Source organism: Jiangella mangrovi (genome assembly GCF_014204975.1).
In the GTDB taxonomy this organism is placed as follows: domain Bacteria; phylum Actinomycetota; class Actinomycetes; order Jiangellales; family Jiangellaceae; genus Jiangella; species Jiangella mangrovi.
Genome location: NZ_JACHMM010000001.1, coordinates 2579617 through 2592909 on the forward strand (window position 1 = coordinate 2579617; position 13293 = coordinate 2592909).

At 72.5% G+C, this 13293-nt stretch carries 11 protein-coding genes and 1 pseudogene; 7 read left to right on the forward strand and 5 right to left on the reverse strand.

What is annotated here, in order from left to right; all coding sequences use genetic code 11:
• Window positions 1–21: 21 nt before the first annotated feature.
• A complete protein-coding gene (locus HD601_RS12050; RefSeq protein ID WP_184822164.1) occupies window positions 22–795 on the reverse strand; it encodes an SDR family NAD(P)-dependent oxidoreductase in 774 nt (257 codons plus the stop codon).
• Complete coding sequence (locus HD601_RS12055; RefSeq protein ID WP_184822166.1) at window positions 785–1459, reverse strand: GntR family transcriptional regulator; 675 nt, start codon at window positions 1457–1459, stop codon at window positions 785–787. The genes HD601_RS12050 and HD601_RS12055 overlap by 11 nt, the downstream gene beginning before the upstream one ends.
• A gap of 141 nt (window positions 1460–1600) precedes the next feature.
• On the opposite strand from HD601_RS12055, the gene HD601_RS12060 reads away from it, so the two are divergent.
• Genes HD601_RS12060 through HD601_RS12085 form a run of 6 tightly spaced genes read left to right on the forward strand, consistent with a single transcriptional unit; the run spans window position 1601 to window position 10114 of the window.
• Entirely contained in the window at window positions 1601–2965 is a 1365-nt protein-coding gene (locus HD601_RS12060; protein WP_184822168.1) for an ABC transporter substrate-binding protein, read from the forward strand.
• Window positions 2962–3933, forward strand: coding sequence for a carbohydrate ABC transporter permease (locus HD601_RS12065; RefSeq protein ID WP_184822170.1), 972 nt, complete (start codon window positions 2962–2964; stop codon window positions 3931–3933). The genes HD601_RS12060 and HD601_RS12065 overlap by 4 nt, the downstream gene beginning before the upstream one ends.
• Window positions 3933–4772 carry a carbohydrate ABC transporter permease gene (locus HD601_RS12070; protein WP_184822172.1) on the forward strand — a complete coding sequence of 280 codons (840 nt, stop codon included), beginning with the start codon at window positions 3933–3935 and terminating at the stop codon, window positions 4770–4772. Before HD601_RS12065 ends, HD601_RS12070 begins: the two co-directional genes overlap by 1 nt.
• A gap of 8 nt (window positions 4773–4780) precedes the next feature.
• Complete coding sequence (locus tag HD601_RS12075; RefSeq protein WP_184822174.1) at window positions 4781–7675, forward strand: neutral/alkaline non-lysosomal ceramidase N-terminal domain-containing protein; 2895 nt, start codon at window positions 4781–4783, stop codon at window positions 7673–7675.
• Entirely contained in the window at window positions 7662–8813 is a 1152-nt protein-coding gene (locus HD601_RS12080; RefSeq protein ID WP_184822176.1) for a mandelate racemase/muconate lactonizing enzyme family protein, read from the forward strand. Before HD601_RS12075 ends, HD601_RS12080 begins: the two co-directional genes overlap by 14 nt.
• Entirely contained in the window at window positions 8810–10114 is a 1305-nt protein-coding gene (locus tag HD601_RS12085) for a DegT/DnrJ/EryC1/StrS family aminotransferase (protein ID WP_184822178.1), read from the forward strand. Before HD601_RS12080 ends, HD601_RS12085 begins: the two co-directional genes overlap by 4 nt.
• A gap of 12 nt (window positions 10115–10126) precedes the next feature.
• On the opposite strand, the gene HD601_RS12090 is transcribed toward HD601_RS12085, so the two are convergent.
• Window positions 10127–10456 (reverse strand): TfoX/Sxy family protein, encoded by a 330-nt coding sequence (locus HD601_RS12090; protein WP_184822180.1) that lies wholly within the window; start codon window positions 10454–10456, stop codon window positions 10127–10129.
• Window positions 10457–10515: 59 nt separating this feature from the next.
• On the opposite strand from HD601_RS12090, the gene HD601_RS12095 reads away from it, so the two are divergent.
• A complete protein-coding gene (locus HD601_RS12095) occupies window positions 10516–11088 on the forward strand; it encodes a dihydrofolate reductase family protein (RefSeq protein ID WP_184822183.1) in 573 nt (190 codons plus the stop codon).
• On the opposite strand, the pseudogene HD601_RS12100 reads toward HD601_RS12095, so the two are convergent.
• Together HD601_RS12100 and HD601_RS12105 are read right to left on the reverse strand one after the other, a co-directional pair.
• A pseudogene (locus HD601_RS12100) lies at window positions 11085–12168 on the reverse strand (IS630 family transposase). The gene HD601_RS12095 and the pseudogene HD601_RS12100 sit on opposite strands and share 4 nt — an antisense overlap.
• 27 nt (window positions 12169–12195) lie before the next feature.
• Window positions 12196–13290, reverse strand: coding sequence for a substrate-binding domain-containing protein (locus HD601_RS12105; protein WP_184822185.1), 1095 nt, complete (start codon window positions 13288–13290; stop codon window positions 12196–12198).
• Window positions 13291–13293 lie beyond the last annotated feature (3 nt).

The following is a 13293-nucleotide window of genomic DNA, read 5'->3' on the forward strand; positions in this document are numbered from 1 at the left end:
TCGAACCCTCCTCAGAAGAAGTCAGAAGTCGTTGGCGCTCTTCGCCATCAGGCCGCCGTCGCAGACCAGGTGGGACCCGGTGACGTACGACGACTCGTCGGACAGCAGCCACAGCACCGCCGCGGCCACCTCGTCGGGCCGGCCGAGCCGCCCGAGGGGGACCTGCGTCGCGGCGGCGGCCCGGATCCGGTCCAGGTCCGCGCCGCCGGCGGTCAGCATCGCCGTCTCGGTGGCGCCGGGCACGACGGCGTTGACGCGGATGCCGTGCGGCGCGTAGTCCAGCGCCGCGGACCGGACGAACGCCGACACCCCGCCCTTCGACGCCGCGTAGGCGCTGTTGCCGCCGCCGGAGTGACCGACGAACGCGGCCGGCGACGACGTGCAGACGACGGAGCCGCCGCGGCCGGCCGCGACCAGCCGGCGCAGCGCCTCGCGGCAGGTCAGGAACACGCCGACCAGGTTGACGGCGACGACGCGCTCCCAGTCCGCGGCCGGGAACTCGTGCAAGGAGCCGTTGACCTCGATGCCGGCGTTGGCGAACACCGCACTCGGGTCGCCGACGGCGTCGGCCACCGCCGCGAACGCCGTCGCCACCGATGCCTCCGACGAGACGTCACATGCGACCGCCACGGCGTCGGGCGCACCTGCCGCCCGCGCGGCCGCAGCTGCCGCCGTCGCCGCCGATTCGTCCACGTCGAGGGCCGCCACCCGGGCTCCGCGGGAAGCTGCCGCCAGCAGGACCGCCCGGCCGATGCCGGAGCCCGCGCCGGTGACGGCGACCGTCTCAGGCCACATCGTCGCCGTCCGAACCGCCGGGCGCGAGGTGGATGTGGATGTGCCGCTCGACGGCGTCCAGCACGGCCTCGCGGTCGCCGGCGCGGATGACGTCGAGCAGCTCCTGGTGCTGCCGTGCCACCTCGGCGGGGTCGGAGTGCGCCGGCGCGTCGCGGCGGAAGTAGGCGCGCACCCGCGGCTGGATGGTCTTCCACATCTGCAGGCAGTGCCGCTGCTCGGAGCGGGTGATGACCAGTTCGTGGAAGCGGATGTCGAGGTCGGCCAGCCGTTCGGCCTCGCCGCCGGACGCCGCCACCAGCATGTCGTCGACCATTCCCTGCAGCTCGTCGAGGTCGCCGGGGGCGAGCTTGTCCAGTGCCTTGCCGAACGCGAACCGCTCGAGCGTGATCCGGATCGGCACCAGGACCTGCTCGACCTCGTCCTGCGAGACGCCCAGCACCTCGCTGCCGCGGTACGGGTAGGACGCGACCAGCCCCTCCTGCTCGAGCTGGCGCAGCGCCTCGCGGATGGGGGCGCGGCTGGTGCCGAGCTCCGCGGCGAGGTCGAGCTCGATCAGCCGGTCGCCGGGCTTGAGCCGGCCACTGGTGATCGCCTCGCGCAGGATCTCGGCGACGTGCTCGCGCCGCGACAGGCTCGGTACCCGTCGCAAGCCCAGCCCGGTCATATGGCCCTCCAGCGGTGTGTGACGAGCGGATGGCGATGATCCTAGAGCATATGAGCGACTGTCGACAATCGGCCGTCGACTCTGTTACGGTCCCGCACTACACACCGACCCCGGTCATCCCGACGAACCGAGGAGCCGACCATGAACCTCCGTCACCGTGCGACCGCGCTTGTCGCGCCCGGTGCCGCAGCCATCGCCGTCGTCACCGTCCTCGCCGCGTGCAGCACGAGCGAGTCCGCCCGGCCCGCGGAGGAACCCGCGGCCGACGACGCCGCCGTCGCCGCCGCGCAGGATGCGGCACGAGAAGCCGCCGGCGGCGAGGAGCTCGGCGGCAGCGTGACGATGCTCGGCGTGCTGGGCGGCGAGGAGCTCGACGCGTTCCTCAGCGTCGTCGCGCCGTTCGAGGACGCCACCGGCATCGAGGTGCAGTACGAGGGCACCCGCGACTTCGCCGCCGTCCTGCAGACCCGGGTCGACGGCGGCAACCCGCCGGATCTCGTCGCGACACCGGCCATCGGCGAGATGTCGGCGCTGGCCGAGCAGGGCGAGCTGGTCGACCTGAACGGCGTCGTCGACGCCGCCGTGCTCAGCGCGAACTACCCGGCCAGCATGCTCGAGACCGGCACCGCCGGCGGCGAGCTGTTCGGCCTGTACAACACCGTCAACCTGGGCGGGCTGATCTGGTACGACCCGAGCCGCTACGACGGCCCCACCGAACCGGCCAGCTGGGACGAGCTGCAGGCGTGGGCGCGCGACAAGGCGGCGCAGGGCGAGACGCCCTGGTGCGTCGGCCTCGAGAGCGGCGCCGCGAGCGGCTGGCCGGCCGCGGACTTCATCGACGAGATCCTGCTCCGCCAGGCCGGCCCGGAGTTCCACCGCGCCTGGCGCGAGGGCGCCGAGCCGTGGACGTCGCCACAGGTGAAGCAGGCCTTCGAGACGTACGGCGAGATGATCGCCGACGGCATGGTCTACGGCGGGACGACGACGGTGCTCAGCACCGACTTCTCGCAGGCCGCCAACCCCATGTTCGCCGACGAGCCCGGCTGCTCCCTGATCCAGCAGGCCACGTTCATGGGCGGGATCATCACCGACGCCTTCCCGGACCTGGTGCCCGGCGAGGACCTCGACTTCTTCCCCGCACCCGACTTCAATCCGGAACATCCGGGCATCGCTTCCATCTCCGGCGAGATCCTCGGCATGATCACCGAGACGCCGCAGTCGGCCGCGCTGACCCGCTATCTCGCGTCGACCGAGGCCGGCACGCTGATCGCGGCGACCGGGCGCTGGCTCTCGCCGAACGTCACCGTCGCCGCTGACGCCTACGAGGACCCGTTCCTGCGCCGGGCTCAGGAGGTCCTGACCGAGGCGGAGGGGACGTATCCGCTGGGCAACTCGCTGATGCCGCAGTCCGAGGTGGACGCGTTCTGGCAGTCCGGGCTGGCGTTCGCGCAGAACCCGGGCGACCTGGACGCGATCCTGCAGGGCATCGAGGACGCCCGGGGATGATCGCCGATCGGATCCTCCTCACGCTGGCGGCGACGGCCGTGATCGTCGTCGCCGGTTGGGCCTACCTGCGCCTCGGCGACCGCGCCCTGGCCGCGCTGCCCCACGGGGCGTACCGGAGGCTCGTGCCCTGGCTGTTCGCCGCCCCGGCGGTCGCGATGGTGCTGCTCACGCTCGCCGCGCCGGCCCTCATCACCGTGGTCTGGAGCTTCTTCGGCGCCGACGGCGGGTTCGAGGGCCTCGCCAACTACGCGCAGACACTGTCCGACGAGGTCACCCGCATCGCGCTGCGCAACACCGTGCTCTGGGTGGTGCTGCTGCCGACGCTCGCGGTGCTGGTCGGGCTGGCGATCGCGGTGCTGGCCGACCGGGTCCGCTACGGCGCGCTGGTGAAGGCGGCGCTGTTCCTGCCGATCGCGATCTCGGCCGTCGCGGCCGGGGTGATCTGGAGCTTCATGTACGACTACCAGCCGCCGGGCGCCGCGCAGACCGGCACCCTGAACGCCGTCGTGACGGCGCTCGGCGGCGAGCCGGTCTCGTGGATCATCGACACCGCCACCAACAACTACGCGCTGATCGGCGCGACGCTGTGGACCCAGGCCGGGTTCGCCATGGTGATCTTCGACGCGGCACTGCGGTCGGTGCCGGGCGAGCTGCTCGAGGCGGCCCGGCTGGACGGCGCCTCGGAGTGGGCGGCGTTCCGGCACGTCACGCTGCCGTTCCTGATGCCGACGGTGGTGGTCGTGGCGACGACGATGACGGTGGTCGCGCTCAAGGCGTTCGACATCGTCTACGTGATGACCAACGGCAACTACGGCACCGACGTGCTGTCGACCGTCATGTACCGCGCGCTGTTCACCGCCAAGGACAACGGGCTGGCCGGCGCCGTCGCGACGATCCTCATGCTCACCGTCGCGCCGATCATGATCGCCAACGTGCGGCAGTTCCGCCGCGAGACCGGGGCCGCGTGATGGCGGCGGCGCTGCGGCGGATCCCGGTGCACGTGGTCGTGATGGGCGTGGCCGCGGTCTGGGTGATCCCGCTGCTCGGGCTGGCGGTCAGCGCGTTCCGGCCGTCCTGGGCGGTGCTGTCGTCGGCCTGGTGGGAGTCGTTCGCGCTGCCCGGCGACTACACGCTGGAGAACTACCGGCGCGTGCTCGACCGCGACGGCATGGCGCTGAGCCTGTTCAACAGCCTCGCGGTGGTGGTGCCGGCGACGCTGCTGACGGTGGCCGTCGGCGCTGCCGCGGCGTACACGCTGGCCGGTATGCGGTTCCGGCTGCGCTCGGCGGTGCTGCTGACGACGGTCGCGCTGATCATCGTGCCGATCCAGATCACGCTGGTGCCGCTGCTGCGGATGTTCAGCACGCTCGACCTCACCGGCAGCTTCCTCGGCATCTGGCTGGTGCACCTGGGGTTCGGGCTGCCCTTCGCGATCTACCTGCTGCACAACTTCTTCGCCGCGATCCCGAGGGAGCTGTTCGAGGCCGCCGAGATGGACGGCGCCGGCCGCGGCCAGATCTTCTTCTCGATCGTGCTGCCGGTGGCCCGCCCGGCGCTGGCGGCGCTGGCGATCTTCGACTTCGTGTGGACCTGGAACGACCTGCTGGTCGCGCTGATCTTCATGGGCGGCTTCCGCGACGTCGCGCCGATGACGGTCGCGGTGTCGCAGCTGGTCGCCTCGCGCGGCGACGGCTGGGAGATCCTCACGTCCGCCGCCGTGCTGTCGGTGCTGGTGCCGATGGCCGTCTTCGTCGCCCTGCAGCGGCACTTCGTCCGCGGCCTGCTGGCCGGTGTCTCGAAAGGATGAGTAGACCCATGACCGTGCGGATCGGCTTCGGCCGGACAGACCTCACTCCGCCCCTCGGCGTCGAGCTGGCCGGGTTCGGCCCGTTCCTGGGCCGGCGCGCGACGTCGGTGCACGCTCCGTTGTACGCCCGGGCGATCGCGGTGGCCTCAGGTGTCGACGGCGGGCGCTGGGTGCTGGTGAGCTGCGACCTGCTCGGTGTCTCGGCCGCCATCGTCGACGACGTCGTCGCGCGGGTGGCGGATGCGACCGGCTGGCACCCCGGCGAGGTGGTCGTGCACGCCACCCACAACCACTCGGGCCCGGCGACCGTCGAGAACGTCGGCTGGGGTGAGCCCGACGAGCGGTACGTCGCGGGGGTGGCGGAGCTGATCGCCCGCGCGTGTGTCGAGGCGATCGCCGCGCTGGCGCCGTCGACCGTGCGGCACGCCGTCGTCCCGCTGGAGGAGTTCGCGCACAACCGCATGCTGCCGTCGCGCGACCCGTCGCTGATCGACTCCGGCGTGCACGTGCTGCGGGTCGACCACGGCGGCGAGCTGGCCGGGTTCGTCGCCTCCTACTCGTGCCACCCGGTGATCTGCTGCGAGGAGACGTCCGCGGTGCACGGCGACTACCCCGGCGAGGCGCTGCGGATCGTCGAGGCGGCGCACCCCGGGGCGACCGGCGTCTTCCTGCAGGGCGCGCTCGGCGACATCAACCCGCTCTACGCGCACGGCCCGGCGGACGAGTCCATGGTCGCGCTCGAGCTGTTCGCGGGCCGGTTCGCCGACGCGGTGTCCGCGGGGCTGGCGTCCGCCGAGCCGCTCCCCACGGACGGTGACGCCGTCGCCGTCGTCAAACAGGAGATCCCGTACGAGCTGGCGCCGTACGACCTCGACGAGCTGCGCCGGCGGCGGGACGAGGGCGACGAGGTCACCGCTGTGTCGTTGGGGCGGACCGTCGCCGCGCTGGAGGCCGGGGAGGACGTGCGCCGCCCGCTGTGGATGCACGCGCTGCGGCTGGGCCCGCTGACCCTGCTCGGCTACAACGTCGAGGTGTTCCACGGCATCAAGCGCCGGCTGCAGGAGGCGGTGGGCGAGAACTGCCTGGTGCTGTCGACGACGAACGGCTGGCTCGGCTACGCGCCGACGCACGACGCGTACGAGCCGCCGGCCGACCCGTACCCGGCGTACGAGGTGCCGATCATCGCCTGCCATCTGCCGTTCCGGCCCGACATCGAGGACGACCTGGTGGCCGCCGGGGTGCGGGCGGCCGGCCTGGTCGGCGGGGCGGGCTCGGACGAGGACTGGTGGCGCGGCGCCGTGGTCTACGAGTGCCACCTGCCGAGCTTCCGCGACGGGTCCGGCGACGGCATCGGCGACCTCGAGGGGCTGATCGAGGGCCTGGACTACCTGCGCGACCTGGGCGTCGACGCCGTCTGGACCGGGCCGTTCTACCGCTCGCCGCTGCTGGACCAGGGCTTCGACGTGTCGGACTACCTCGACGTCGAGCCGGTGTTCGGTTCCCTGGAGAAGTTCGACCGGCTGGTCGCGGCCGCGCATGAGCGGGGCATCAGGGTGATCGTCGACTACATCCCGAACCACACCTCGGACCGGCACCCGTGGTTCGTCGCGTCGCGGTCGTCGCGGGACGACCCGATGCGGGACTGGTACGTGTGGCGTGACCCGGCGCCCGGCGGCGGCGTGCCGAACAACTGGACCAGCGAGGCCGGCGGGTCGGTGTGGGAGTACGACGAGCCGACCGGGCAGTACTACCTGCACTCGCACCTGGTGGAGCAGCCCGACCTCAACTGGCGCAACGCCGAGGTGCGCAAGGCCCTGCTGGACGTGCTGCGGTTCTGGCTGGACCGCGGCGCCGACGGCGTGCGTATCGACGTCGCGCACATGCTGCTGAAGGACCCAGAGTTCCGCGACAACCCGGCGGCGCCCGGTGGGAACCACAACGCCTTCGACCTGCAGCACCCCGACTTCGGCACCCAGCTGCACGTGCACGACCGCCGGCACCCGGACACGTTCACGGCGCTGGCCGAGATCCGCGCCGTCGCCGACGAGTACGCCGGGTCGCGCCTGACGATCGCCGAGATCGAAGCGATGCCGTGGGCCGACTGGGCCGAGTACTACTCCGCCGGCATGCACCTGCCGTTCCCGTTCCGGCTGCTCGAGACGCACTGGCGGGCCGACCTGCTGCGCTCGGAGCTGGCCGCCCTGTACGCGGCGCTCCCCGACGGCGCCTGGCCGATCGTCGCGCTGGGCAACCACGACCGGGTGCGGCTGGCCACCCGGCTCGGTCCCGCGCAGGCGCGGGTGGCCGCCGTCCTGCTGCTCACGCTGGCCGCGACGCCGTGCCTGCTCTACGCCGACGAGCTGGGCATGACCGACCAGCCGGTGCCGGTGGAGCGGCAGCGCGACTACTTCGCCCGCACCCACGGCGGCGTGAGCCGGGACCCGTCGCGCACCCCGATGCCCTGGACCGACGGCGTCAACGGCGGGTTCTCGTCGGCTCCGGAGGCGTCGCTGTGGCTGCCGGTGTCGCACGACGTGGAGCGGCTGAACGTGGTGGCGCAGCTGGCCGACCCGGAGTCGATGCTGCGGCTGTACCGGGCGCTGACCCGGCTGCGGCACGCGTCGCCGGCGCTGCGGCGCGGGTCGATCGCGTTCGACATCCCGGACGGCGGGACCGAGGCGGTACTCGCGTACCGGCGTGCGCACGGGAACGACCAGAAGCTCGTGCTGCTCAACCTCACCGACCGGCCGGCGTCGGTGCCGGTCGCGGTGACCGGGCGGGTGCTGCTGTCGACGGTGTCGGCGGCCGGCGCTCCGATGCGGCGGGTCGTTGCCGAGGAGTTCGAGCTGGCCGCCGGCGAGGCGGTCGTCATCGACGTGGAGAGGGACCATGCGGATCACTGACATCAGAGCGGCCGGGCTGCGCGGCGCGACGCCGAAGGGCGGCTGGGCGCGCGAGCTGGACCCGGACGACAACGTCCATACGCTCGTCGCGGTGCACACCGACGAGGGCGTGGTGGGCATCGGCAGCGTGTTCTCCAGCGAGACACTGGTGCGGGCGGCGCTGGACACGCTGCGCCCGCTCGCCGTCGGCGCCGACCCGCGCGAGCCGGACCGCGTCAGCCAGATCCTGCACGAGAACACCTTCTGGCTGGGCCGCGGCGGCGCGGTCACGCACACCGTCAGCGGCATCGACATCGCGCTGTGGGACATCCTCGGGCAGGTCACCGGGCTGCCGGTGAGCACGCTGCTGGGCGGGCGGTACCGCGAGCGGGTCCGGCCGTACGCCTCGGTGCTGATGGACGACCCGCCGGTGCTGAAGGACGACCTCGCGCGGCTGGTGGCGCAGGGGTTCACCGCGTTCAAGATCGGCTGGGGGGCGTTCGGCCGGGTGAGCGACGCCGTCGACGAGGAGATCGTGCGGGCCGCGCGCGAGACCGTCGGGCCGGACGCGCTGCTCGCCGTCGACGCCGGCGGATCCGACGCGTTCTGGTCGCGCGGGCTGTCGTGGGCGGTGCGGACGGCGGACATGCTGGCCGGGTACGACGTCGCGTGGTTCGAGGAGGCGCTGCGCCCCGACGACGTCGAGGGCTTCGCGTCGCTGAGGCAGCGCTCGCGGGTGCCGATCTCCGGCGGCGAGGTGCTGACCCGCCGGCAGGACTTCCACAGCTTCCTCACCGCGGGCGCGTTCGACATCGTGCAGCCGGACACCACCAAGGGCGGGGGGCTCTCGGAGTCGCGCCGCGTGGCCTGGCTGGCCGCCGAGTTCGGGGTCGCGTTCGTGCCGCACGGCTGGAACACCGCCGTCGGGCTGGCCGCCGACCTGCAGCTGGCGGCGGCGCTGCCGGGCACGGAGCTGGTGGAGTACAAGACCGGGTCGGCCTACATCGACGAGCTGGCGGCGGATGGGTTCGCCCTGGACGCCGACGGGCTGCTGGCGGTGCCGTCGTCGCCGGGGCTGGGGTTGCGGGTGGATCCGGACGCGCTGGAGAGATATGCCCCGGGCCATTCGCTGTTCGATGCGGCCGGGGGTGCGCGATGAGCGCCGTCGCGCTGCCGGCCGTCCTGGGCGGTTCGCCCGTCATCACGCCGGAGACCGACCCGGTCTGGCCGGAGGTCGGCGCCGTGGAGAGCGCGATCCTGGGCGAGATCACCGACGGCGGGCAGTGGGTCGGCTACGCCAACCACCCGGCCAAGTGGCGGGCGGTGCTCGAGCAGGTCGTCGCCGACACCAGCGGCTACCGGTACGGCGTCGGCCAGCCCAACGGGACGCTGGCGATCGCGAGCGGCCTGCGGGCGCAGCTGTTCGCCCGGGGCTCTTCGTGGGCGGAAGGACGGTCCGAGGTGCTGGTGGCCGATCTGACGCACGCGTCGGCGCACCACGGCGTCGTGCTCGGGGTGGCGGCTCAGCTGGGCCGGGCGCCGCGACTGGTCCCGGTCCCGGCGAAGCTCGACGCGACGATGGACGAGGAGGTGGTGGCGTCGTACCTGGCGTCGCATGCCGGCCGCGTCCTGGCCGTCGTCCCGGCGACCATGTACGGCAACTTCGGCGCGATCGACCGGATCGCCGCGCTGGGCCGCGAGTACGACGTCGTCGTCCACCACGACAACGCGCTGGGCGGCGCGGCCCGGTACGACGGCGAGGGTGCGCCGACGGCGTCGATCTCCGGACAGGGCGGCGGCAAGGCGGCGCCGTCGTGCGAGGGCGGTCTGACGGTGACCTCGGACCCGGAGCTGGCGGCGCTGCTGCGCGCCGACACCGACTGCGGCACCGGGCCCGGCCGCCTCGACCCGATCCCGTACGCCGAGGTCGGGCCGATGATGGCCGGCAACCAGCGCATGGGCGAGCAACCGGCCGCCCTGCTGCTGGTGCAGTGGCTGCGCGCGCTGCACGCACGGCTGCAGATGCGGGAGAACCGGCGGCTGATCCGTTCGTTGATCGACGATCGCTCGGTGTTCCCGGAGCCGGTGCTCTGGAACCCGCCGCCGGACGCGGAGTACCCGCCGTTCTTCTCGCTCTACCTGTCCTGCACCGACGCGCTGGAGTCGTCGCTCGGCCTGACGCCGAAGGACCTGCGGGTGACGCTGGCCGCCGAGGGCGTGTGGGCCGAGGCCGGGTTCACGCCGACGCACCAGGACCCGGCCTGGAAGCAGTGGGCCGACGGGGTGCCGCTGTCGTACGACACGTCGGCGCGGGTGGTCGAGCGGGCGGTGTTCGTGCACACCAAGTTCCTGCGCGACCCGCGGTTCCCCGACGTGCTGGCCGAGATCCTCCGGCGCGTGGTCGCGCATCGCGACCGGCTGCGGGGGATCGGGGACGGGCGGCCCGAGCCGGTCTGGTGAGCGCTGCCCGCGTTACTTGGGCGGGAGGGAGCCGGCGAAGTCGACGCCCCGCCCGACCCAGCGACGCAGGTCGTCGTCCTCGGCGAGCGCGGCGGCGTCGACCACCAGCCAGCCCTTCATCGGCCGGCCGGTCATGTCGAACGGCTTCGCGCCGGGCTCGCCGAGGGCCGCCTCGTGCTCGTCGGCGGGCAGCCGCACCATGAGGTCGTCGTGGTGGACACCGACCGCCATGTTGCCGTTGACCAGGAACGCGAGGCCGCCGAACATACGCTTCTCTGCGACGTCGAGGCGGTCGGCCATCAGATCGCGGATGCGGGCGGCGAGCCCTTCGTCGTACGCCATGTCCCCAGCCTGCCGCACGGCGCCGGTCCTCGGCGGGTCCGCGCCGATAGGTTCGGGGGATGGGCAGGGTGCTGTGGCACGTGACGATGTCGGTCGACGGGTTCATCGCCGGGCCGGACCACGACATGGACTGGGTGTTCGAGCGGCCCGCGGCGCCGGAGGCCTCGACCGACGTGGTGCCGCGGGTGGGCGCGATCCTCTGCGGCCGGCACACCTACGACGTCGGGCAGCGCGACGTCGGGAAGGGCAGCGGCGAGGCGTTCGAGGGCGAGTGGTCCGGCCCGGAGTTCGTGCTGACGACGCATCCGCCGGCCGAGGCGGACAGCGGGGCGGCCGGGTCGGCCGGGTCGGCCGGGTCGGCTGGGGCGCGGACGTTCCTGTCCGGTGACATCGGCGCCGCGGTCTCGACGGCCATGGCCGCCGCCGGCGACGGCGACCTGCTGGTGCTCGGAGCCGACGTGGCGCTGCAGTGCCTCGAGGCCGGGCTGGTCGACGAGCTGCTGGTCGACCTCGCTCCGCTCCTCCTCGGCGACGGCGTGCGGCTCTACGGCGGCCCGGGCCGCGAGCGGGTCGACCTCGAGCTCGTCGAGGCGACCGGCACCGTCCTGCGCTACCGAGTGCTCAAGGCCTAGTGTCCTGAGTCGTTAATTCGCGTGCAGTATCTGGCGATGGATTCGAGGATCTGGTCGGCGGTCTTGGTCCACACGTAGGGCCTGGGGTTGTCGTTCCAGGTGTCGATCCAGGCGCGGATGTCGGTGTTGAGTTCGCGGACTGACCGGTGGGTGCCGCGTTGGAGTTTCTTCGTGGTCAGCTCGCCGAACCAGCGTTCGACCAGGTTGAGCCATGAGGAGCTGGTCGGGGTGAAGTGGAGCGTGAAGCGGGGGTGTTCGATCAGCCATCGCTTCACGGCCGGTGTCTTGTGGGTCGAGGCGTTGTCGAGCACGACGTGCACGTCGAGTTCCGGGCACCTCGGCGTCGATCTTGGCCAGGAACTTCTTGAACTCGATCGCTCGGTGGCGGGCGTGCAGCGAGCCGATGACCTGGCCGGTGGCGAGGTCGAGGGCGGCGTAGAGGCTGGACGTGCCGTAGCGCTTGTAGTCATGGGTGGCGCGCTGCGGGGTGCCCGGGAGCATGGGCAGGATCGGGGCCGTGCGGTCCAGGGCCTGGATCTGGGACTTCTCGTCCACGCACAGCACCACGGCCCGCTCGGGCGGGTCGAGGTAGAGACCCACGACGTCTTTGACCTTGTCGACGAACAGCGGGTCCTTGGACAGCTTCCACGACTCCTGCCGGTGCGGCTGCAGGCCGAAGGCCCGCCAGATCCGCGAGACCGCGGACTGCGACAGGCCCAGCTCGGCCGCCAGCGACCGAGTCGACCAGTGCGTCGCATCCTTCGGCGTCGTCTCCAGCGTCCGGGTGATCACCGCCTCGACCTGCTCGTCACCAACCGTGCGGGGCCGGCCAGGGCGCGGTTCATCAAGCAGGCCATCGAGTCGGTCGGCGACGAACCGCGAGCGCCACTTACGCGCACTCGACACCGCGATCCCGAGCTTCTGCGCGATCGCGGTGTTCCCCAGCCCGTCACCAGCGGCCAGCACGATCCGCGACCGCACCGCCAACGCATTCGCGCTCGTCGGCCGCCGCGACCACGTCAACAGCTGCGACCGCTCCTCATCAGTCAACGTCACAACAGGGGCAACCGGACTCGGCACCCGCAAAGCCTACCCACTAAATACGAACTATTGACTCACGACACTAGCCGGGCGCGGCGGGGCGACCGTGCCTTCGAGCGTCTGCGCGCAGGGCAGCAGGATCTGCCGCTCGTAGTCGCCGCCCGGATCGGTGATCAGCGAGGTCAGCAGCCGGACCGCACGCCGCCCCATGGCGTTGCGCGGCACCTGCAGCGACGCCCACGAGCGCCCGCCGATCTCGCCGCCGGGATCGTCGACCAACAGCACGACGGAGAGGTCGTCGGGGATGGAGAGCCCGCGCAGGCCGGCCATGGCCGTCAGCACTCGCAGCAGCCCGACCGACTCGACCACCACGACCGTCGCGCCGGCGTCGACCACGCCGTCGAGCCACTGGGCGGTCAGCTCGTCGGGCCGGTCGTAGGCGGGTTCGGGCACTGGGAGCCCGAACCGGCCGAGCGCGCTGCTGAAGCCGTCCCACCGGTCGACCTGGGGCTCGTCGCGGGCAGGGTCGCCGAGGTAGGCGAACGTGCGGTGGCCCATGGCGACCAGCTCGTCGACGATGCGGCCGGTACCGGAGCGGTAGTCGCCGCCGACGTAGCTGATCTCAGTACCGGGGACCTCGCGGTGGCCGATGTAGACGAACGGGTAACCGTCCTGGGCCAGCCGGGCGAGGTCGTCGCGGTGCGGGTGGTAGCCGAGCAGCAGGCTGCCGGTCGCCTGCCGCAGGCTGTTGGTGCTGCCGTGGTAGATGCGCCGGACGCCGTCCTCGTCGGGTGCGGCGGTGAACAGCACGAGGTTGCAGCCCTCGACACCGGACTGCTCCTCGATGCCGCGCAGGAACTCGAAGTAGTAGTCGCGCGCGCTGGTCGGGAAGATCGGCTCGAAGGTGTGGACGCCGAGCAGCAGCGGCGCCGCCACCGGCCGCCCCTGCAACCAGCCCAGGGAGCGCGGCTGCAGGGGTGCGACGTAGTTCAGCCGGCGGGCCGCCTCGACGACGCGGCGCTGGGTCTCGGGTGAGATGCGGGCGTGTTCAGCCGCGCCGCCCAGCACCATGGACACCGTCGACTGCGAGACGCCGGCCTCGCGGGCGACGTCGGCCTGGCGCGACCGGCGGGTCACCTCAGTGCCTTCGGAGTTCGTCACCGC